At 64.1% G+C, this 20,337-nt stretch carries 32 protein-coding genes; 1 reads left to right on the top strand and 31 read right to left on the bottom strand.

All coding sequences use genetic code 11. The features are described from left to right. Positions 1-23: 23 nt before the first annotated feature. From rpsK to rpsL, 29 genes are all read right to left on the bottom strand, one after another. Positions 24-419: a 30S ribosomal protein S11 gene (gene rpsK, locus AMB_RS15655; RefSeq protein ID WP_002725469.1), complete on the bottom strand. Its 396-nt coding sequence runs from the start codon at positions 417-419 to the stop codon at positions 24-26. 12 nt (positions 420-431) lie between these two features. Beyond that, positions 432-809 (bottom strand): 30S ribosomal protein S13, encoded by a 378-nt coding sequence (gene rpsM / locus AMB_RS15660; RefSeq protein WP_011386905.1) that lies wholly within the window; start codon positions 807-809, stop codon positions 432-434. A 162-nt stretch (positions 810-971) separates the two neighbouring features. Next, positions 972-1,625: an adenylate kinase gene (locus tag AMB_RS15665; RefSeq protein ID WP_011385485.1), complete on the bottom strand. Its 654-nt coding sequence runs from the start codon at positions 1,623-1,625 to the stop codon at positions 972-974. A gap of 24 nt (positions 1,626-1,649) precedes the next feature. Beyond that, on the bottom strand, positions 1,650-2,993 hold the full coding sequence (gene secY, locus AMB_RS15670) for a preprotein translocase subunit SecY (RefSeq protein WP_011385486.1): 1,344 nt from the start codon (positions 2,991-2,993) through the stop codon (positions 1,650-1,652). 160 nt (positions 2,994-3,153) lie between these two features. Further along, positions 3,154-3,633 carry a 50S ribosomal protein L15 gene (rplO, locus tag AMB_RS15675; RefSeq protein WP_011385487.1) on the bottom strand — a complete coding sequence of 160 codons (480 nt, stop codon included), beginning with the start codon at positions 3,631-3,633 and terminating at the stop codon, positions 3,154-3,156. A gap of 57 nt (positions 3,634-3,690) precedes the next feature. Further along, positions 3,691-3,894 (bottom strand): 50S ribosomal protein L30, encoded by a 204-nt coding sequence (gene rpmD / locus AMB_RS15680; RefSeq protein ID WP_043744772.1) that lies wholly within the window; start codon positions 3,892-3,894, stop codon positions 3,691-3,693. A 17-nt stretch (positions 3,895-3,911) separates the two neighbouring features. Continuing rightward, a complete protein-coding gene (gene rpsE / locus AMB_RS15685) occupies positions 3,912-4,544 on the bottom strand; it encodes a 30S ribosomal protein S5 (RefSeq protein WP_009868550.1) in 633 nt (210 codons plus the stop codon). A 12-nt stretch (positions 4,545-4,556) separates the two neighbouring features. Next, a complete protein-coding gene (gene rplR / locus AMB_RS15690) occupies positions 4,557-4,919 on the bottom strand; it encodes a 50S ribosomal protein L18 (protein WP_011385488.1) in 363 nt (120 codons plus the stop codon). Positions 4,920-4,930: 11 nt separating this feature from the next. Then, positions 4,931-5,464 carry a 50S ribosomal protein L6 gene (rplF, locus tag AMB_RS15695; RefSeq protein WP_011385489.1) on the bottom strand — a complete coding sequence of 178 codons (534 nt, stop codon included), beginning with the start codon at positions 5,462-5,464 and terminating at the stop codon, positions 4,931-4,933. 14 nt (positions 5,465-5,478) lie between these two features. After that, a complete protein-coding gene (gene rpsH, locus AMB_RS15700) occupies positions 5,479-5,877 on the bottom strand; it encodes a 30S ribosomal protein S8 (RefSeq protein ID WP_011385490.1) in 399 nt (132 codons plus the stop codon). A 13-nt stretch (positions 5,878-5,890) separates the two neighbouring features. Further along, positions 5,891-6,196: a 30S ribosomal protein S14 gene (gene rpsN, locus AMB_RS15705; protein ID WP_011385491.1), complete on the bottom strand. Its 306-nt coding sequence runs from the start codon at positions 6,194-6,196 to the stop codon at positions 5,891-5,893. Between the two features lie 15 nt (positions 6,197-6,211). Beyond that, positions 6,212-6,751 (bottom strand): 50S ribosomal protein L5, encoded by a 540-nt coding sequence (gene rplE / locus AMB_RS15710; RefSeq protein WP_011385492.1) that lies wholly within the window; start codon positions 6,749-6,751, stop codon positions 6,212-6,214. Between the two features lie 17 nt (positions 6,752-6,768). After that, positions 6,769-7,089: a 50S ribosomal protein L24 gene (gene rplX / locus AMB_RS15715; protein ID WP_011385493.1), complete on the bottom strand. Its 321-nt coding sequence runs from the start codon at positions 7,087-7,089 to the stop codon at positions 6,769-6,771. Positions 7,090-7,091: 2 nt separating this feature from the next. Next, positions 7,092-7,460 carry a 50S ribosomal protein L14 gene (gene rplN, locus AMB_RS15720; protein WP_002725445.1) on the bottom strand — a complete coding sequence of 123 codons (369 nt, stop codon included), beginning with the start codon at positions 7,458-7,460 and terminating at the stop codon, positions 7,092-7,094. Between the two features lie 32 nt (positions 7,461-7,492). Beyond that, on the bottom strand, positions 7,493-7,732 hold the full coding sequence (gene rpsQ, locus AMB_RS15725) for a 30S ribosomal protein S17 (protein WP_009868558.1): 240 nt from the start codon (positions 7,730-7,732) through the stop codon (positions 7,493-7,495). Positions 7,733-7,746: 14 nt separating this feature from the next. Then, positions 7,747-7,950, bottom strand: a complete 204-nt coding sequence (gene rpmC / locus AMB_RS15730) for a 50S ribosomal protein L29 (protein WP_008615442.1) — start codon at positions 7,948-7,950, stop codon at positions 7,747-7,749. A 2-nt stretch (positions 7,951-7,952) separates the two neighbouring features. After that, entirely contained in the window at positions 7,953-8,369 is a 417-nt protein-coding gene (gene rplP, locus AMB_RS15735) for a 50S ribosomal protein L16 (protein WP_008615450.1), read from the bottom strand. A gap of 18 nt (positions 8,370-8,387) precedes the next feature. Continuing rightward, positions 8,388-9,071, bottom strand: a complete 684-nt coding sequence (gene rpsC, locus AMB_RS15740; RefSeq protein WP_011385494.1) for a 30S ribosomal protein S3 — start codon at positions 9,069-9,071, stop codon at positions 8,388-8,390. Between the two features lie 4 nt (positions 9,072-9,075). Next, entirely contained in the window at positions 9,076-9,462 is a 387-nt protein-coding gene (gene rplV, locus AMB_RS15745; protein ID WP_011385495.1) for a 50S ribosomal protein L22, read from the bottom strand. Between the two features lie 3 nt (positions 9,463-9,465). After that, positions 9,466-9,744, bottom strand: coding sequence for a 30S ribosomal protein S19 (gene rpsS, locus AMB_RS15750; RefSeq protein WP_008615453.1), 279 nt, complete (start codon positions 9,742-9,744; stop codon positions 9,466-9,468). A 13-nt stretch (positions 9,745-9,757) separates the two neighbouring features. After that, the gene (rplB, locus tag AMB_RS15755) at positions 9,758-10,585 is read right to left on the bottom strand and encodes a 50S ribosomal protein L2 (protein WP_011385496.1); all 828 of its coding nucleotides are present in this window, start codon (positions 10,583-10,585) and stop codon (positions 9,758-9,760) included. Between the two features lie 4 nt (positions 10,586-10,589). Continuing rightward, positions 10,590-10,898 carry a 50S ribosomal protein L23 gene (locus tag AMB_RS15760; protein WP_011385497.1) on the bottom strand — a complete coding sequence of 103 codons (309 nt, stop codon included), beginning with the start codon at positions 10,896-10,898 and terminating at the stop codon, positions 10,590-10,592. Continuing rightward, positions 10,895-11,515, bottom strand: coding sequence for a 50S ribosomal protein L4 (rplD, locus tag AMB_RS15765; RefSeq protein ID WP_011385498.1), 621 nt, complete (start codon positions 11,513-11,515; stop codon positions 10,895-10,897). Before rplD ends, AMB_RS15760 begins: the two co-directional genes overlap by 4 nt. Positions 11,516-11,527: 12 nt before the next feature. Then, positions 11,528-12,217, bottom strand: a complete 690-nt coding sequence (gene rplC / locus AMB_RS15770; protein WP_009868566.1) for a 50S ribosomal protein L3 — start codon at positions 12,215-12,217, stop codon at positions 11,528-11,530. Positions 12,218-12,228: 11 nt separating this feature from the next. Continuing rightward, positions 12,229-12,537 (bottom strand): 30S ribosomal protein S10, encoded by a 309-nt coding sequence (gene rpsJ, locus AMB_RS15775; protein WP_002725423.1) that lies wholly within the window; start codon positions 12,535-12,537, stop codon positions 12,229-12,231. Between the two features lie 285 nt (positions 12,538-12,822). After that, positions 12,823-14,013 (bottom strand): elongation factor Tu, encoded by a 1,191-nt coding sequence (tuf, locus tag AMB_RS15780; protein WP_011385499.1) that lies wholly within the window; start codon positions 14,011-14,013, stop codon positions 12,823-12,825. Positions 14,014-14,045: 32 nt separating this feature from the next. Further along, the gene (fusA, locus tag AMB_RS15785; RefSeq protein ID WP_011385500.1) at positions 14,046-16,130 is read right to left on the bottom strand and encodes an elongation factor G; all 2,085 of its coding nucleotides are present in this window, start codon (positions 16,128-16,130) and stop codon (positions 14,046-14,048) included. Between the two features lie 18 nt (positions 16,131-16,148). After that, on the bottom strand, positions 16,149-16,619 hold the full coding sequence (rpsG, locus tag AMB_RS15790; RefSeq protein ID WP_011385501.1) for a 30S ribosomal protein S7: 471 nt from the start codon (positions 16,617-16,619) through the stop codon (positions 16,149-16,151). 12 nt (positions 16,620-16,631) lie between these two features. Next, positions 16,632-17,003 (bottom strand): 30S ribosomal protein S12, encoded by a 372-nt coding sequence (gene rpsL, locus AMB_RS15795; RefSeq protein WP_008620996.1) that lies wholly within the window; start codon positions 17,001-17,003, stop codon positions 16,632-16,634. A gap of 319 nt (positions 17,004-17,322) precedes the next feature. On the opposite strand from rpsL, the gene AMB_RS15800 reads away from it, so the two are divergent. Further along, on the top strand, positions 17,323-18,279 hold the full coding sequence (locus tag AMB_RS15800) for a transglycosylase SLT domain-containing protein (RefSeq protein ID WP_011385502.1): 957 nt from the start codon (positions 17,323-17,325) through the stop codon (positions 18,277-18,279). Between the two features lie 126 nt (positions 18,280-18,405). On the opposite strand, the gene AMB_RS15805 is transcribed toward AMB_RS15800, so the two are convergent. Beyond that, positions 18,406-18,813, bottom strand: a complete 408-nt coding sequence (locus AMB_RS15805; RefSeq protein WP_011385503.1) for a hypothetical protein — start codon at positions 18,811-18,813, stop codon at positions 18,406-18,408. Next, positions 18,810-20,222, bottom strand: a complete 1,413-nt coding sequence (locus AMB_RS15810) for a trypsin-like peptidase domain-containing protein (protein ID WP_231848861.1) — start codon at positions 20,220-20,222, stop codon at positions 18,810-18,812. Before AMB_RS15810 ends, AMB_RS15805 begins: the two co-directional genes overlap by 4 nt. Positions 20,223-20,337 lie beyond the last annotated feature (115 nt).

The raw sequence follows: 20,337 nt of genomic DNA on the forward strand, positions 1-20,337 counted from the left end.
AGCCCTATCCCAATGAAACCCGATCAGACGCGACGACGCTTGCGCGGCCGGCACCCGTTGTGCGGGATCGGCGTAACGTCACGGATCGAAGTGATCTGGAAGCCCACGGCCTGCAAAGCGCGCAGAGCCGATTCACGGCCAGCGCCCGGACCCTTCACCTCGACCTCCAAGGTGCGCATGCCGTGCTCGGACGCCTTGCGGCCCGCGTCTTCGGCAGCCACCTGGGCAGCGTACGGGGTCGACTTGCGCGAGCCCTTGAAGCCCTGCATGCCGGCCGACGACCAGGAAATGGTATTACCCTGGGCATCGGTGATGGTGATCATGGTGTTGTTGAACGTGGCATTCACATGCGCCACGCCCGAGGTGATGTTCTTGCGCTCGCGGCGACGGGGACGCGCGGCAGCAGCGGGCTTAGCCATCGGAGGTGTTCCTTACTTGGTAACTTTCTTCTTGCCGGCAATCGGCTTGGCCGGACCCTTGCGGGTACGGGCATTCGTGTGGGTGCGCTGACCGTGGACCGGCAGGCCACGGCGATGGCGCAGGCCGCGATAGCAGCCCAAATCCATCAGACGCTTGATGTTCATGGCCACCGAACGACGCAGGTCACCTTCGACCTGGAAGTCGCGATCGATGAGCTCGCGAATCTTGAGCACTTCGTCGTCAGTCAGCTGATTGACGCGACGGTCGACGGGAATCCCCAGCGAAGTGGTGATCTCCGTCGCCTTGGCGCGACCGATGCCATGAATGTAGGTCAGCGCGATCAGAACGCGCTTATTCGTCGGAATATTGACGCCAGCGATACGAGCCAAAGCTGGTTACTCCTTCACCAGAAAAAAGACCGCGCCACGATTGGACCCGGAGCCGTTAACCAAAAACGCGCCCCTGGCCTCGCCCATGACGGGGGAAACCGAAGGTGCGGGATTATAGGGCGATTCGATCAAGAGTCAACCGTCTCGCCCTACCGAATCACATTACTTCGACGCGTCCAGAATCCCTTCCAGGGCCTTGGTCACGTCGGCAATGTCCATGGTGCCGTCAACCAGCTTCAAGGAGCCCTTCTTGTCGTAATAGGGCAGCAGCGGAGCGGTCTGGGCATGATACGCGTCGAGACGCTTGGTCACGGTGTCGACATTGTCGTCCGGACGGCGAGCGAACTCGGTGCCGCCGCAGGAATCGCACTTGCCGGCGACCTGGGGCAGCTGAAACTTGTCGTGGTAGCCGGCGCCGCATTTAGCGCAGGTATAGCGCCCGGTGATGCGCTCGACGATATAGGCGTCGGGGACGCGGATCTCGATGGCGAAGTCCAGCTTCTTGCCCTTCTTGGCCATCATGGCGTCGAGGGCTTCGGCCTGGGCCACAGTGCGCGGGAAGCCGTCGAAGATGGCGCCCTTGGCCACGTCGGCCTGGTCCAGGCGCTCATCGATGATGGCGATGACGATCTCGTCGGACACCAGCTGGCCGGCATCCATCACGGCCTTGGCCTTCTTGCCCACTTCGGAGCCGGACGCCACGGCGGCGCGCAGCATGTCGCCGGTCGACAGTTGCACCAGACCGTACTTGTCCTGAAGACGCTTGGCCTGGGTTCCCTTGCCGCCACCGGGCGGACCCAACAGAACGAGATTCATCGGATGTCCCCTTTTTCTTGGCAGTTAACGCCGCCCGCGCAGCCGGGACTTCTTGATGAGCCCCTCGTACTGGTGCGCAAGCAGATGCGACTGAACCTGAGCCACCGTGTCCATGGTCACCGACACCACGATCAGCAGCGAGGTGCCGCCGAAGTAGAACGGCACCGAAAACTTGCTGATCAGCAGCTCCGGCAGGATGGACAGCACCGACAGATAGGCGGCGCCCACCACGGTCAGACGGGTCAGGACGTAGTCGAGATAATCGGAGGTATTCTTGCCCGGACGGATACCCGGAATGAAGCCGCCGTACTTCTTCAGATTCTCGGCCGTATCCACCGGATTGAACACCACGGCGGTATAGAAGAACGAAAAGAACACGATCAGGCTGAGGTACAGCGCCAGATACAGCGGCTGGCCCCGGCCCATCAGGGCGGTGAAAGTGGTCAGCCACTCCGGCCCGCCCGAGGCGGTGAACTGGGCGATGGTCACCGGCATCAGCAGGATCGAGCTGGCGAAAATCGGCGGAATCACGCCGGAGGTGTTGACCTTCAGAGGCAGATGCGACGATTCGCCGCCGAACATCTTGTTGCCCACCTGGCGCTTCGGATACTGAACGATGATCCGGCGCTGAGCGCGCTCCATAAAGACGATGAAGGCGACAACCGCCACGCTCATCACCAGGATGCCGATGATCACCAGCACCGGCAGGGCGCCAGTACGGCCCAATTCCAGGGTGTTGCTGATGGCGGCGGGCAGTTCGGCCACGATGCCGGCCATGATGATCAGCGAGGTGCCCTGGCCGATGCCGCGCGCGGTGATCTGCTCACCCAGCCACATCAGGAAGAGGGTACCGCCGGTCAGGGTCACCACGGTCGAGAAGCGGAACAGCAGATGGCTATCCATCATCACCGCGCTGCCACGCGAGCTGGTCATGCCCTCGAGACCGACGGCGATGCCATAGGCCTGCATCACCGCGATGACCACGGTGAGATAGCGGGTGTACTGGTTGATCTTCTTGCGGCCGGACTCGCCCTCTTTCTTCACCGCTTCCAGCGACGGGATGACCGTGGTCATCAGCTGGAGGATGATGGAGGCCGAGATGTACGGCATGATGTTCAGCGCGAAGATGGTCATACGGTGCAGCGCACCGCCGGCCAGCATGTCGAACATGCCGAGCATGCCGCCGCCCGACTGCTTGAACAGGTCGCCCAGCACATGCGGGTCGACGCCGGGCATGGGGATCCAGGTGCCCAGGCGATAGACGACCAGCGCCAACAGGGTGAACCAGATTCGCTTCTTGAGCTCGGTGGCCTTGGCGAGAACGCCAAAGTTCAGATTCGAGGCGAGCTGCTCGGCAGCGGAGGCCATGCCTTACTCCGGGGTTCGGTGGCGCGGGGCGGGCTTACCCCTTCGCGAGGCTGGCACCGCACCACAAATCCTTGATACAGCCCTTGACCCGGGTCAATCGACCCGGACCGGGGATTCGACGCATGAAGGGAAAGAGGGGCCTTGCGGCCCCTCAACCGCTTCAGCCCTCGGCAACGGCCTTGGGCGCGGCCACGGTCACCGAGCCGCCGGCCTTCTCGACAGCGGCGATCGCCGCGGCCGAGGCACCCGTCACCTCGATAGAAACCTTGGCCTTGATCTCGCCATGGCCCAGCAGGCGGACACCGTCCAGGACCTTGCCGATGAGACCGGCCGCCGACAGGATCTCGGCGGTGATGGTCGCCTTGGCGTCGATGCGCTTCTCGTCGATGGCCTTCTGCAGGCGACCGAGATTGATCACGGCGAAGTGCTTGGCGTTCGGGTTGTGAAACCCGCGCTTGGGCAGACGACGGTAGATGGGCATCTGACCGCCTTCGAAGCCGTTGATCGCCACGCCGGTGCGCGAGGTCTGACCCTTCACGCCCTTGCCCGAAGTCTTGCCCTTGCCGGAGCCGATGCCACGGCCGAGGCGCTTCGACTGGTAGCGCGCGCCCTCGTTGTCGCGAAGTTCGTTGAGCTTCATTTCTTTTCGTCCTCGTCACGGTCGGCCGGAGCTCGAAAGCTCCGGCCCCCGGATGTTCTAGTCTTCCACGCGCACCAGGTGGCGGACCTTGGTGATCATGCCGCGCACCGCCGGAGTATCCTCCAGCTCGCGGGTGCGGTGCATCTTGCCCAGGCCCAGGCCGATCAGAGTGGCGCCCTGGTCGGCCGGACGGCCGATGGGGCTACCAATCTGGGTGACCTTGACGGTCGACTTGGCGGCGGTCTTCTGCTTGGCGGCCATATTCAATGTCCTCCCAATCAAACGCCGGCGGCAGCCGCGGCGGCGGCACCGTCGCGACGACCGATGATCTCGCCCACCTTCTTGCCGCGCTTGGCGGCAACATGGCGGGGAGAAGCCAGGTTGATCAGGGCATCGAAGGTCGCCTTGATCATGTTGTGCGGGTTGGAGGTGCCGAGGCACTTGGCCACGACGTCCTGGACACCCATGGTCTCGAACACGGCGCGCATCGGGCCGCCGGCGATGATGCCGGTACCGGCCGGGGCGGCCCGCAGGATGACGCGGCCGGCACCGAAGTGGCCGTAGGCGTCATGATGCAGGGTACGACCCTCGCGCAGAGCGATCTTGATCATGTTGCGCTTGGCCTGCTCGGTGGCCTTGCGGATGGCTTCCGGAACTTCACGGGCCTTGCCCGAACCGCAACCAACGCGGCCCTTGGCATCGCCCACCACGACCAGGGCGGCGAAGGCGAAGCGACGGCCACCCTTCACCACCTTGGCAACGCGGTTGATATGAACCAGCTTGTCGACGAATTCAGATTCCTCGCGCTCACGCGGGGTCTGCTCGGCGCCGCCGCGACCGCGATTGGGCCGATCGCCGCGTTCACCGCCGCGGCCGCGCTCGGGACGATCAGAAGAGGGAGTACGTGCCATTGCTCATCATCCTCAGAAAGACAGGCCGCCTTCGCGGGCCGCGTCGGCCAGGGCCTTGACCCGGCCGTGGTAGATGTAGCCGCCGCGATCGAACACCACCTCGGTGATGCCCGCCGCCTTGGCCCGCTCGGCGATCAGCTTGCCGACGGCGGCCGCAGCCTCCTTGTCGGCGCCGGTCTTCAAATTGCCCTTGAGCTCCTTGTCGAGCGTCGAGGCAGCGGCCAGGGTGACGCCATTGAGGTCGTCGATCACCTGGACGTAGATGTTCTTGCCGGAGCGGAAGACCGACAGACGGATACGACCGTTGCCCTTCTTCTTGATGCTCTGACGGGCGCGCCGCTTGCGGCGCTCGAAAAGATTCTTCGGCGTCATCATGGCGGAGCCCCTTACTTCTTCTTACCTTCCTTGCGGAGGATAGTCTCGGTTTCATACTTGATACCCTTGCCCTTGTAGGGCTCGGGACCACGGAAAGCGCGGATTTCCGCCGCGATCTGGCCGACCTGACGCTTGTCGCGGCCGGAGATCGAGATGGCGGTCGGCTTCTCGCACTTCATGGTGACATCATCCGGAATGGGATATTCGATGTCGTGCGAATAGCCGAGCTGCAGCTTCAGCGACTTGCCCTCGACCGCGGCACGGTAACCGACGCCGTTGATCTCGAGATTGACGGTGAAACCGTCGGACACGCCCTTGACCATGTTGTTCAGGTGGGCACGGGTGGTGCCCCACATCATGCGGGCATGCTTGGTTTCGTTCTTGGGCTTCACCCAGATCAGGTTGCCATCGAGGGTGACCTCGACGTTGTCCCTGAGAGTGAGCTTGGATTCACCAAGCTTGCCCTTGACGGTGACTTCGGGTCCGGTGATCTGAACGGTAACGCCCGACGGCACCGAGACGGGATATTTGCCGACTCGCGACATGTTGCGGCCCTCCGTTAGAACACTTCGCAGAGGACTTCGCCGCCGACATTCTGAGTACGAGCCTCAGTGTCGGACATCACGCCCCGCGGGGTGGAGAGGATGGTGATCCCCAGCCCGTTGGCGACGCGGCGAAGGTCGGCGATCTTGGAATACACGCGGCGGCCGGGAGTGGACACGCGCGAGATTTCCCGGATTACCGGCTGGCCCTCGTGATATTTCAGTTCGATGCTGAGCTGGGCAACGCCCGGACGCAGCTCACTCCGGGCATAGCCGCGGATGTAGCCTTCACGCTTCAGCACCTCGAGAACGTTGGCACGCAGGCTGGACGCCGGCGAAACAACGGTGGACTTGTTGGCCCGCTGCCCGTTGCGAATACGGGTGAGCAGATCGCCGAGAGGATCGGTCATGGACATGAGGCGTCCTCCCTTACCAGCTGGACTTGACCATGCCGGGAATCTGGCCCTGCGAGGCGAGCTCGCGAAGCTTATTCCGGCACAGCTTGAACTTGCGATAGTTGCCGCGCGAACGGCCGGTGACTTCGCAGCGCAGACGCACGCGAATCTTGGCCGAATTGCGGGGCAGCTCCGCCAGCTTCAGGGAGGCTTCGAAGCGCTCCTCCGGGCTGGCTTCACGGTTGTTGGCGATCGCCTTCAACTTGGCGCGGCGGGCGGCGAACTGGGCCGCCATACGCTCACGCTTCTTGTTGCGCTCGACCGAGCTGATCTTAGCCATTGCCTAAATCTCCAATCAGGCCACGAACGGCATGTCGAAGCCCTTGAGGAGCGCCTTGGCTTCCTCGTTGGACTTGGCCGTGGTGACGAAGATGATGTCCATGCCCCGGATGGTCTCGACCTTGTCGTAGTCGATTTCGGGGAAGACGATCTGCTCTTTCAGACCGAGCGAGTAATTGCCACGGCCATCGAAGCTCTTGCCCGGAACGCCGCGGAAGTCGCGGACGCGCGGCAGGGCGATGTTGATCAGGCGGTCGAGGAATTCGTACATCCGTTCGGCCCGCAGGGTGACCTTGCAGCCCACGACCTGACCTTCGCGCAGCTTGAACTGGGCGATGGACATCTTGGCCTTGGTGCTGACCGGCTTCTGGCCGGAGATCAGGGTCAATTCGGCGAGGGCCGACTCGATCTTCTTGGAATCCTGGGCGGCTTCACCGACGCCCATGTTGATCACGATCTTCTGCAGCTTCGGCACCTGCATGGGGTTCGCGTAGTTGAACTCCTTCTGCAGGGCGGGCTTGACGACCGTATCGTAGTGCTTACGCAGACGTGCCATCTGTCTGTTCCTTCGGCTTACCGGTCGATGACTTCGCCGGAGCGACGCGCGACGCGCACCTTCCGACCGTCTTCGAGGATCTTGTGACCGATGCGGGTCGCCTTGCCATCCTTGGGGTCTTCGTGGGCGACGTTGGAGACATGGATCGACGCCTCCTTCTCCACGATGCCGCCCTGGGAGGTGGCAGACGGGCGGGTGTGACGCTTGACCAGGTTCACACCCTGGACGATGACGCGCTGCTCGGACGGCATGGCGGCGATGACTTCGCCCTTCTTGCCCTTGTCCTTGCCGGCGAGGACGACGACCCGGTCACCCTTCTTCACGTTCATGGAAGCCATGATTAGAGGACCTCCGGAGCCAGAGAGATGATCTTCATGAACTTCTTGCCGCGAAGCTCACGGGTGACGGGCCCAAAAATACGGGTGCCGATCGGTTCGCCCTGCTTGTTGATCAGGACGGCTGCATTGGTGTCGAACCGGATCGCGGAACCGTCGGCGCGACGGATTTCCTTGGCGGTACGAACGATGACGGCGCGGTGCACGTCACCCTTCTTCACGCGGCCACGCGGAATCGCCTCCTTGATGGAAACGACGATGACGTCGCCCACCGTGGCGATGGTCCGGTGCGAGCCGCCCAACACCTTGATGCACTGCACCCGGCGGGCACCCGAATTATCGGCGACGTCCAGGTTGGTTTGCATCTGGATCATGATGTCTCTTCCTTATTCCCAGTTCGCAACCGTCAAGCCTGCGGCTCGACGATCACTTCCCAGCACTTGGTCTTGGAGATCGGCGCGCATTCGCGGATGCGGATGGTCTCGCCGGTCTTGAAGACGTTGTTCTCGTCGTGGGCGTGGTACTTCTTGGAACGACGGATGAACTTCTTGTAGATCGGGTGCATCACGCGCCGCTCGACGCTGACCACCACGGTCTTTTCCATCTTGTCGCTCACCACGACGCCCTGAAGAATGCGCTTCGGCATTTGAATGGGCCTCCTTAGGACGCGCTTTTGGCGCGTTCGCCGAGCAGCGTCTTGATGGTCGCGATCTCGCGACGCACAGCACGCACCCGGGCGGTATTCTCCAGCTGGCCGGAGGCCCGCTGGAAGCGAAGATTGAACTGCTCCTTCTTGAGCGCAATGACCTGCTCCTTGAGCTGGTCAACACTCTTCTGGCGCAGATCGGCAGCCTTGGTCGCCATGGCTAGATATCCCCGATCCGAGAAATGAACTTGGTCTTGATCGGCAGCTTGGCAGCGGCCAGGGCAAAACCGTGACGGGCGATTTCCTCGGCGACACCATCCACTTCGAAGAGGATGCGGCCGGGAGCCACACGGGCGGTCCAGAACTCGGGAGCGCCCTTACCGGAGCCCATGCGGACTTCGGCAGGCTTGGACGAGACCGGCAGATCCGGGAAAATGCGGATCCACACCCGGCCCTGACGCTTCATGTGACGGGTCAGGGCACGACGGGCGGCCTCGATCTGGCGGGCGGTGATCCGCTCGGGCTCCAGAGCCTTGAGGCCATAGGCGCCGAAATTCAAGGCGGAGCCACCCTTGGTCACTCCCTTGATCCGGCCCTTGTGGGCCTTGCGGAATTTAGTGCGCTTGGGCGAAAGCATCTCTCAAACCCTTCTCGATCAACGGCCGGCCGGGGCGGTTTCGCCCGCAGCCCGCTTGTCCTGGGCCATGGGGTCGTGGGCGAGGATCTCGCCCTTGAACACCCAAACCTTGACACCGCAGCTTCCGTAGGTGGTGTGGGCGGTGCCCACGCCGTAATCCACGTCGGCACGCAGCGTGTGCAGCGGAACGCGGCCTTCGCGGTACCACTCCATGCGGGCGATTTCAGCGCCACCCAGACGGCCGGAGCAGTTGATACGAATGCCCTGGGCACCCAGACGCATGGCCGACTGCACGGCGCGCTTCATGGCGCGACGGAAGGCGACACGGCGCTCGAGCTGCTGGGCGATGGACTCGGCCACCAGCTGGGCATCCAGTTCCGGCTTGCGGATCTCGACGATGTTGAGGTGAACCTCGCTACCGGTCATCTTCGAGAGCTCCTTGCGCAGCACCTCGATATCCGCACCCTTCTTGCCGATCACCACGCCCGGACGGGCGGTATGGATGGTGATGCGGGCCTTCTTGGCGGGACGCTCGATGACCACGCGCGACACGCCGGCCTGGGCCAGCTTCTCGCGCAGGTACTTGCGGAGCTTCAGGTCCTGGTGCAGCAGCTTGGCGTAGGTCTCGTCCGCGAACCACCGGGAATCCCAGGTGCGGTTGATGCCGACGCGCAGGCCGATCGGATTGACTTTCTGACCCATCTGCTTACTCCCCCGCCGCTTCGGCGCGTTCGCGCACGATGACGGTCAGATTGCTGAACGGCTTTTCGATGCGGCCGACGCGGCCACGGGCGCGCGCCTTCCAACGCTTCATCACCATGGCCTTGCCCACGAAGGCTTCGGCCACGTAGAGGCGATCCACGTCCAGCTGGTGGTTGTTCTCGGCATTGGCGATGGCGGACTGCAGCACCTTCCTCACCTCGACGGCGATACGCCGCTTGGAGAAGGTCAGAGCATTCAGAGCCACGTCGGCCTTGAGACCACGGATGCTTTCGGCAACCAGGTTGAGCTTGCGCGGGCTGGTGCGGATGGAAGCCAGGAACGCCTTGGCCTCAGTGTCCGCCAGGACCCTATCTGCGGGTTTCTTGCCCATGGCTTACTTCCTCTTCGCCTTCTTGTCGACCGCGTGGCCGTAGAACGTGCGGGTCGGCGAGAATTCACCGAACTTGTGGCCGATCATGTTCTCGGTCACCAGCACGGGGATGAACTTCTGGCCATTGTAGACGCCAAAGGTCAGCCCGACGAACTGCGGCAGGATGGTCGAACGACGCGACCAGATCTTGATGACCTCGTTGCGGCCGCTGGCGCGGGCCTTGTCGGCCTTTCCCAGCATGTAGCCGTCGAGGAAGGGGCCTTTCCAAACGGAACGAGCCATTTTTCAGCCCCTCCTACTGAGTCTGACGGCGGCGCATGATGAGCCGGTCCGTCTTCTTGTTGCTGCGAGTCTTCTTGCCCTTGGTGGGCTTGCCCCAGGGGGTGACCGGATGACGGCCGCCCGAGGTGCGGCCTTCGCCGCCGCCATGCGGGTGGTCGATCGGGTTCATGGCCACACCGCGGACGGAGGGGCGACGGCCCATCCACACAGCGCGACCGGCCTTGCCCAGAGAGACGTTCTGCTGGTCCGGGTTGGACACGGCACCGATGGTGGCCATGCACTCGCCGCGAACCATGCGGAGTTCGCCCGAAGCCAGACGGAGCTGGGCATAGCCCTGATCCTTGCCGACCAGCTGGACATAGGTGCCGGCCGAACGAGCCAGCTGACCGCCCTTGCCCACCTTGAGCTCCACGTTGTGCACGATGGTGCCGACGGGGATGTTCTTCAGCGGCATGGCGTTGCCGGGCTTGATGTCCGCCTTTTCGGAGGCGATCACCTGGTCACCGACGGCCAGACGCTGCGGGGCGATGATGTAGGCCTTCTCGCCGTCGGCGTACGACACCAGGGCGATGAAAGCGGTACGGTTGGGATCGTACTCCAGGCGCTCGACCGTGGCGGCCACGTCGAACTTATTGCGCTTGAAGTCGATGATGCGGTAACGGCGCTTGTGCCCGCCGCCACGCCACCGGACGGTCACCCGGCCGGTGTTGTTGCGGCCGCCCTTGGAGCGCAGACCTTCGGTCAGGCTCTTCTCGGGCTTACCCTTCCAGAGTTCCGAACGATCGACCAGGACCAGTTGGCGGCGGCCAGGCGTCGTCGGCTTGAATGTCTTCAGTGCCATGGCGTCAGACTCCCGTGGTCACGTCGATGGAGTGGCCCTCGGCCAGCGTCACGACCGCCTTCTTGACGTCGGAACGCACGCCGGGACGGCCGCGGAAGCGCTTGACCTTGCCCTTGGCGATCAGGGTGTTCACGGCGGTGACCTTCACCCCGAAAATACCCTCGACAGCGGCCTTGATCTCCGACTTGGTCGCATCCAGCGGCACCTTGAAGGTGACCTGGCGGAACTCGGAGCCCATGGTCGCCTTTTCGGTGATCACGGGGGCGCGGACGACGTCGTACATCCGCTCCTTGCTGATGACGAGCTTGCTCATTTCAGGCGAGCCTCCAGGGCGGCGACCGCGTCCTTGGTCAGAACCAGGGTGTCACGGCGCAGGATGTCGTAGACATTGGCACCCTGGGTCGGCAGCACATCCACGTAGGGGATGTTGCGGCTGGCCAGAGCGAAGTTGCCGTCCACGGCGGCGCCGTCGATGAACAACACCGAGCTCAGGCCCAGCTTGCCGAGACGGGCGGCCAGGTCCTTGGTCTTGGGCGAACCGGCCGAGGCCGCGTCCACCACGATGAGCTTGCCGTCGGCAACCTTGGCCGACAGGGCAGTCTTCAGCGCCAGCTTGCGGACCTTCTTGGGCAGGTCGTGAGCGTGAGAGCGCACCACCGGGCCGAAAATGGTCGAACCGCCGCGGAACTGCGCGGAGCGCAGCGAGCCCTGACGGGCACGACCGCCACCCTTCTGAGCGAAGGGCTTCTTGGTGGTGCCGGAGATCTCGCTGATCGTCTTGGTCTTGTGGTTGCCCGACTGGCGCTTGGCCAGCTGCCAGTTGACGGCGCGGAACAGGATGTCCCCACGCACCGGCACACCGAAGATCTCGTCGGCCAGTTCGATCTCGCCGACGGTCTGGTTGTCCAGGCTGATTACGTTCGTCTTCATCGCCTTGATCCTTTACTCGGCCGAGGCCGCGGCCTTGACGCCGGCCGGGAACGGCACGCCATCAGGCAGCTTGCGCTTCACCGCGTCGCGGACGAGCACCCAAGACCCTTCGTGACCGGGAACCGAACCCTTAACCAGGATCAGGCCGCGATCGGCGTCGGTGGACACCACGGTGAGGTTCTGAGTGGTCACCTGCTCATCGCCCATGTGACCGGCCATCTTCTTGCCCTTGAACACCTTGCCGGGGTCCTGGCGCTGGCCGGTGGAGCCGTGCGAGCGGTGCGACACCGAAACGCCGTGCGTGGCTTCGAGGCCACGGAAATTCCAGCGCTTCATACCGCCGGCAAAGCCCTTGCCGATGGTGGTGCCGGTCACGTCCACGTACTGACCGGGGATGAAATGGGCGGCGGAGAGTTCGGTGCCGACCTCGAGAAGGTTCTCGGGGGCAACGCGGAATTCCACCAGCTTCTTCTTGGGCTCGACCTTGGCCTTGGCGAAGTTGGCGCGAGCGGGCTTGCTCACATTCTTCACCTTGGCGGTACCGGCACCAAGCTGAACGGCAACGTAGCCGTCCTTTTCCACAGAGCGGGTCGAGACCACCTGACAGGTGTCGACCTTCAGCACGGTGACGGGCACATGGGTGCCGTCCTCGGTGAAGATCCTCGTCATGCCGACCTTCTGGGCGATGAGACCAGAGCGCATTGTTAGGTTCCTTAGAGCTTGATCTCGACGTCGACACCAGCGGCCAGGTCGAGCTTCATCAGCGCGTCCACGGTCTGCGGGGTCGGGTCGACGATATCCAAAAGCCGCTTGTGAGTCCGAATTTCGAACTGCTCGCGCGACTTCTTGTCGATGTGCGGGCTACGGTTCACGGTGAACTTCTCGATCCGCGAGGGAAGCGGGATCGGACCGCGCACCTGCGCCCCGGTCCTCTTGGCGGTGTTGACGATCTCGCGGGTGGACTGGTCCAGCACGCGGTGATCGAACGCCTTGAGGCGGATGCGGATGTTCTGGCTTTCCATGTTCAAGTCATCCGTCAAATCGGAAAGGCGCCCCGTCGGGGCGCCGATCGGTGAAAACAGTAAATTCAAAGAGCCTCCCGCAGTCAGCTGCGATGCCAGTGGCAAAGCCGCTCTTACGGAATGAGGCCGAAGCCGAAGGCAGCCTTATACAGAGAGTCGCCTGGGGTGGCAAGGCTGATTCGACTCGTTTGGCGGGGCGGGCCGAGATTCATTCCGGCCTCCCCAAAAAGAGGAAAGGGCGCCCGGTTTTACCCGGACGCCCTTCCCGAAACAGAAGTCCGAAGACTACTTGATGATCTTGGCCACCACGCCGGCGCCGACGGTCCGGCCGCCTTCGCGGATGGCGAAGCGCAGGCCCTGGTCCATGGCGATGGGGGCGATCAGGGTCACGATCATCTTCACGTTGTCGCCCGGCATCACCATCTCGGTGCCTTCCGGCAGAGCAACCACACCGGTCACGTCGGTGGTGCGGAAGTAGAACTGCGGACGGTAGTTGGTGAAGAACGGGGTGTGACGGCCGCCCTCTTCCTTGTTCAGGATGTAGGCTTCGGCCTCGAAGTCGGTGTGGGGCGTGATGGAGCCCGGAGCCGCCAGAACCTGGCCGCGCTCCACGTCCTCGCGCTTGGTGCCGCGCAGCAGGGCGCCGATGTTGTCGCCGGCCTCACCCTGATCGAGCAGCTTGCGGAACATTTCCACGCCGGTGCAGGTGGTCTTGACGGTGTTCTTGATGCCGACGATCTCGACTTCCTCGCCCACCTTGACCACGCCACGCTCGACGCGGCCGGTCACCACGGTGCCACGGCCCGAGATGGAGAACACGTCTTCGATCGGCATCAGGAACGGCTTGTCCTTCGGACGCTCCGGCTGCGGGATGTAGGCGTCCACTTCGGCCATCAGCTTCAGGATGGCGTCGCGGCCGATCTCCGGCTGCTTGTCTTCCAGGGCACACAGGGCCGAACCGCGCACGATCGGAATGTCGTCGCCGGGGAAGTCATACGAGCTCAGCAGCTCGCGCACTTCCAGCTCGACCAGATCCAGCAGCTCGGGATCGTCGACCATGTCGCACTTGTTCATGAACACCACCAGGGCCGGCACGCCGACCTGACGGGCCAGCAGGATGTGCTCGCGGGTCTGGGGCATGGGGCCGTCGGCGGCCGACACCACCAGGATGGCGCCGTCCATCTGCGCCGCGCCGGTGATCATGTTCTTCACATAGTCGGCGTGACCGGGGCAGTCCACGTGGGCGTAGTGGCGGTTGCTGGTCTCGTACTCGACGTGGGCGGTCGAGATGGTGATGCCACGGGCCTTCTCTTCCGGCGCCTTGTCGATCTGGTCGTAGGCGGTGAAGGTGGCGCCGCCGGTCTCGGCCAGGATCTTGGTGATCGCCGCGGTCAGCGAGGTCTTGCCATGGTCAACGTGACCGATGGTCCCGATGTTGCAGTGAGGCTTGTTGCGCTCGAATTTAGCCTTAGCCATCGTTTCTTACTCCGTCCTCGATAGGTGTCAGATTAGCCGGCCAGCTTCGCGCGGATCTCGTCCGACACGTTCTGGGGCACTTCCGAATAGTGGTCAAAAGTCATGCTGTACTGCGCCCGGCCCTGGGACATGGAACGCAGGGTGTTCACGTAGCCGAACATATTGGCCAGCGGCACCATCGCCGTGATCACACGGGCGTTGCCGCGCTGGTCCATGTCGTTGACCTGGCCGCGACGGCTGTTCAAATCGCCGATCACGTCGCCCAGGTAATCCTCGGGGGTGACCACCTCGACCTTCATCATCGGCTCGAGCAGCTTCGGACCCGCCTTGGCGATACCTTCACGGAAGGCTGCGCGCGAGGCGATTTCGAAGGCGAGAACCGAGGAGTCGACGTCGTGGTAGGCGCCGTCGGTCAGGGTGGCCTTGAAGTCGATCATGGGGAAGCCGGCAATGACGCCGTTATCCATGGCCGACCGGATGCCCTTGTCGACACCGGGGACGTATTCCTTGGGAACCGAGCCACCGATGACCTTGTTCTCGAAGACGTAACCCGCGCCCTTCTCACCCGGCTCGAAGCGGATCTTGACGCGGGCGAACTGGCCCGAGCCACCGGTCTGCTTCTTGTGGGTGTAGTCGACTTCGTAGGCCTTCGAGATGGTCTCGCGATAGGCCACCTGCGGGGCGCCCACATTGGCTTCCACCTTGAACTCGCGCTTCATGCGGTCCACGAGGATTTCCAGATGCAGTTCGCCCATGCCCTTGATCACGGTCTGGCCGGATTCCACATCGGAGGTAACGCGGAACGAGGGATCCTCGGCGGCAAGGCGAGCCAGGGCGATGCCCATCTTCTCCTGATCGGCCTTGGACTTGGGCTCCACCGCCACCTCGATCACCGGCTCGGGGAACTCCATGCGCTCGAGCACCACCAGCGAGCTGGGGGTCGGGTCGCACAGGGTGTCACCGGTGGTGGTGTCCTTCAGACCGGCGAAAGCGACGATGTCGCCGGCGCGGGCTTCCTTGATTTCCTCACGCGAGTTGGCGTGCATCAGCAGCATGCGGCCGACGCGCTCGCGCTTTTCCTTCACGGTGTTCTGGATGTAGCTGCCCGATTCGACCACGCCCGAATAGACGCGCACGAAGGTCAGCGAACCGACGAAGGGGTCGTTCATGATTTTGAACGCCAGGCCAGCGAAGGGCTCGTCATCGGTGGAGTGCTTGGCGATCTCGTCCTCGGTGCCGTACTTCACGCCCTTGATGGCGGGAATGTCGACCGGGGCCGGCAGATAGTCGATGACGGCGTCGAGCAGGGGCTGCACGCCCTTGTTCTTGAACGCCGAGCCGCACAGCACCGGCACGAAAGTGCGCGAGATGGTGCCCTTGCGGATACAGGCCTGCAGCACCTCGAAGGACGGCTCTTCGCCACCCAGGTACTGTTCCATGGCCTCGTCGTCCATCTCGACCGCGGTCTCGATGAGCTGGGCCCGGTACTGGGCGGCCTTCTCGACCAGGTCGGCGGGGATCGGCTGATCCTCGAACTCGGCGCCCAGGCTTTCGTCCTTCCAGATCACCGCGACGTTGCGCAGCAGATCCACCAGGCCGATATAGCCGCTTTCCTCGCCGATGGGCAGATGCATGACCAGCGGACGGGCGCCCAGACGGTCAACGATCATATCGACGCAGCGATAGAAGTTGGCGCCGATGCGGTCCATCTTGTTGACGAAGCAAATGCGCGGCACGCCGTACTTGTCGGCCTGACGCCACACCGTCTCGGACTGGGGCTCGACGCCCGCCACCGAGTCGAACACGGTCACCGCGCCGTCGAGCACGCGGAGCGAACGCTCCACCTCGATGGTGAAGTCCACGTGGCCGGGGGTGTCGATGATGTTGACGCGGTGATCACGCCAGAACGCGGTGGTCGCGGCCGAGGTGATGGTGATGCCGCGCTCCTGCTCCTGCTCCATCCAGTCCATGGTGGCGGTGCCTTCGTGCACTTCGCCGATCTTATAGGACTTGCCGGTGTAGTAGAGGATGCGTTCGGTGGTGGTGGTCTTACCGGCATCGATGTGGGCCATGATGCCGATATTGCGATACCGCTCGAGGGGCGTGGTACGGGCCATGTTGGTCTCGCTCTCCAGTTACCAGCGGTAATGGGAGAAGGCCTTGTTGGCCTCCGCCATACGGTGGGTGTCTTCGCGCTTCTTGACGGCGGCGCCACGATTGTTGGCGGCGTCCAGCAGCTCACCGGACAGGCGGTCGATCATGGTGGTCTCGGAACGCTTGCGCGAGTAATCGATCAGCCAGCGGATGGCCAGGGCCTGCCGGCGATCGGAGCGCACTTCGACGGGCACCTGGTAGGTGGCACCGCCGACGCGACGCGAGCGGACTTCCAGGGCCGGCTTCACGTTGTCGAGGGCTTCGTGGAACACCTTCAGCGGGTCCTGGCCGGTCTTGGCCTGGATCTTGTCCAGGGCGCCGTAGACGATGGCTTCGGCGGCGGACTTTTTGCCGTCGAGCATCAGGCAGTTCATGAACTTGGCGACGACATAGTCGTGAAACTTGGCGTCGGGGGTGATTTCGCGCTTCTCAGCGGCGTGACGACGAGACATCTGATGAACTCCTTACTTCGGACGCTTCGCGCCGTACTTCGAACGACGCTGACGGCGATCCTTGACGCCCTGGGTATCCAGCGTGCCGCGGATGATGTGGTAGCGGACACCCGGCAAGTCCTTCACACGACCGCCACGGATCATCACCACCGAGTGTTCCTGAAGGTTGTGACCTTCGCCCGGAATGTACGAGGTAACCTCGAAACCGTTGGTCAGGCGCACACGGGCGACCTTACGAAGCGCCGAGTTCGGCTTCTTCGGAGTGGTCGTGTACACGCGAGTGCAAACGCCGCGCTTCTGCGGGCAGGCCTCCATGGCGGGGACCTTGTTGCGCGCCGCCACAGGCTGGCGCGGCTTACGGATCAATTGATTGATCGTGGGCATTCAGTCACTTTCCCTTCACACAGGTCCCTTGACGAAAACCAGAAAAAAACCCGCCGGCAGTTCCCCGCCGGGGTTTTCTTGGGGTTCAGTCGCCGACCTGTTCGGCGTTGTCATCAGTGTTTCGCAAGCCTCGGGACAACGAAAACCGTCCAGGCGGACGGATACCGGTCCCCCGAGAAGCGCGCATCCTATTTATCCGCCCGCCCCCCGTCAAGCGAAAGAGTCGGGACATTTCCCCTTCCAAATTCAATCGCCGCGAGTCGATTCTTGGTAACCTTTCCATGCTATGGTGAGGGTGGTTTGGACTCCGAGGCTCGCCATGCAGACCCCGACCGCCGAGATGACAGGTTCGCTTTCCATCGAGACCCCCGCCCGCCCGGGGCGTGTCGTCTCTGGAATCAAGGAGGCCGCCGACAGCACGGGCGTGTCCTTCGGCTACCTCCTGGCTCAGGCCACCCAGGAAAGCGGGCTGGATCCCCAGGCCCGCAACACCAAGTCCTCGGCGTCGGGCCTGTTCCAGTTCACCGCCGGAACCTGGCTGGACATGGTCAAGCGCCATGGCGCCGAGCACGGCCTGAACGATGCGGCCGAGGCCATCGTCAAGGGCGCAGACGGTCGCCTGGATGTGGCTGACAAGTCCCTGAAGAAGGCCATTCTCGACCTGCGCAAAGACCCCAAGCTGTCCTCCCTGATGGCCGCCGAATTCGCCAAGGACAACGCCAAGACCCTGGAAAAGCGCCTGGGCCGCGAGGCCACCGCCTCGGACCTCTACCTCGCCCACTTCCTGGGCGCCGCCGGCGCCGCCCGGGTGATCGAGGGCATGGAGGACAACCCGAAGCATTCGGCCCGCCACCTGCTGCCCGATGCCGCCCGGGCCAACCCGGAAGTGTTCCGCAAAGCTCACACCGTGGCGGGTCTTTATAAAAGTGTGCAGGCCCGCTTCAAGAGCGCGCTGGGCAACGACGCCGCCGCCGCCCATCAGCCCGCCGTCGATACTGGCAATCCGCAGCTGGCGGCCCTGCGCCCCGTAGCCCGGCCCGAGGCCCCTCCCCCGTCGACCCCGACCGAGGCCGCGCTCACCCAGGTGGTGCAGGCGGTGGCCCCGGTCACCCAGGCGGCGGTGCGCAGCGTGTCGGCCGCCGACTTCGCCACTGCGCTGCAGCCGGACAGCCCGTTCTTCCCCGCCGCCATTCCCTCCGCCCCCACGGGCAAGAGCCCGCAGACCGTCAGCCTGCGCGACATCGTGGAATCCATCAAGGCGGGAGGAGAAGTCTAAGGCGGGTTGCCGCCCGGGGCGATGCCCCGGCCCCCCTTTTGATTTTATGAATAAATAATGGAGAGGTTTGGAGACCTGGTCTCCAAGCGGGGTCGGGGCGGCAGCCCCGCTTAGCCCCACATGAACCTAAAATACCCGCCAGGAATGACTGAACGCCGCCGTCAGTCCCATGCCGGCCAGCCACAGGGGAACGGGTAGAGCGAGGACGGGCAGATACCAGCCACATTCGCGATAGGTCAGGCGATCCACGATCGAGGCCTTCCCCACCAGGCGCAGACCGGCGGGATTGACCCATTCATAATGCGTGGTTCGCAGCCGCAGCCCCAGATCGAGCAATCCGATCACACCCGGCCCCATGGCGGCGGCGACCGTGGCGGCCACGGGCCAGGGCGGGCCCAGGGTCCAGACCAGCCCGAAGATGGTCGCGAAATAGACAATCACCAGGGGCATCCATTTGGGAAGCCCCAGTCCCAGCGGCCCCAGGGGCAGGACGATGAAGGAATCGTCGCGCCCCACGCGCTTGGCGGCCGTCACCGGAAGAAATCCTCGGCGGCGATGGCGAAGTTGAGTCCGTCGGCGTCGCGGATGTGAAAGGTGGTAATGCCCACCAGATTGCCCGCCGAGTCGAACAGCCCTCCCCCCGAGGACCCCTGGGAAATGGGGGCCGTGGTCTGGACGTAGCGCAGGCCCTTGATGGTCCGCAGTCCCGAGACCAGGCCTTGGCCCAAGGTCGCCTCCAGTCCTTTGGGCGCGCCGATGGAATAGACCGTCTCGCCCACCCGCAGATCCTCCCAGGCGCGAATTCCCGGGACAGCCGACAGACGCCCGGGCGAAACGGTCATCAGGCAGCGGTCGGTGGCCTCGTCCCCGCCCGATGGCGTCGCCCGCATGGTCTGCCCGCCCTGGCGCAGCAGAATCACCGACATCTCGTCGATGACGTGGCAATTGGTCACCACGGTGCGTTCATCCATGGCCACCGCCGACCCGAAACGGCCCTTTTTGGCCCTCAGTTCGTCTTCGGTGCGGGCGGCGATCACCACATAGACCGACCGGCCCACCGTGGCGAACACGTCCTCGGCCCCCAGGCGCGACCGGCCCGCCGGCCGCTGCAACGACGCGGCAAGCGGCCGCCAGTCCGGCAGCTTGGCCGCGGCGCCGGAGCCCAGCCCGACCGGCGTCACGCCGATGGCTGGAGGCGCCTCCACCGGCCCCTGACGCTCGGGCATCCGACCGGGCTTCCACGCCGCCGCCGACTCCTCCACCCGCCCCCGCAGGTCCGACGCCAGATTGTGGGCCAGCTCCTGCCGCAGGAAGTAGGCCTCGCTGGTGCAATCGCGATAGTGAAAGCGGTTCTCGAACAGGGGGTGATCCTCGGGCGGCGGCTCGTTTCGTCCCGCCAGCCCCGCCACATTGGCCCAATAGAGGGCTTGCGAGCGGTTCTTCTCGACCCAGCCGCCCCGGTCGTGGCCATGGGCGAGGCGCAACTGGGCTAGACAATTGCCCTCGGCCGCCAGGCCGTTGTACAGGTCGGCGGCGAGGCCGGGCTCCTCCCCTTCCGCCAGGACGGCCCGCACCAGCCGAGCCCACTGGGCTCCGCCCGCCACCGCCTTGGCCAGATAGGTCCTGGCCTTGGCCAGATCCTTGGGCGTGCCGCGGCCATACCAGTGGGCATCGAACAGACGACGCAACGCCAGACCGTCTCCTGCGGCGGCGGCCTGCTCCCACCAGGACAAAGCCGTGGCGGGATCGTAATGGCGCTGGGTGGGATCGCCCATCACATCGCCCAACATCCGGGCGGCAACGGAATCGCCGGCGGCGGCGGCGGTGGAGCATTGGGCCAGTTCGGCAGTGGACGACGGGCGCGCCAAACAGGCCGCCTGGACGGGCAACGCGCCGCCCATGGCGATCAGCATCGCCATCGTCTTGCCCCACCGCGAGCTCATGGCTTCTCCCTTGACGCTCCACCCGGGTTGTGGCGCCCCGGGATTTACAAGGAAGATGATAGCGCCTTGGCCGCTTAAGGTCTTCACCCTATTTAGAAACGTCAAAAAAAGTCAT

The sequence above is a fragment of the Paramagnetospirillum magneticum AMB-1 genome (assembly GCF_000009985.1).
Classification (GTDB): domain Bacteria; phylum Pseudomonadota; class Alphaproteobacteria; order Rhodospirillales; family Magnetospirillaceae; genus Phaeospirillum; species Phaeospirillum magneticum.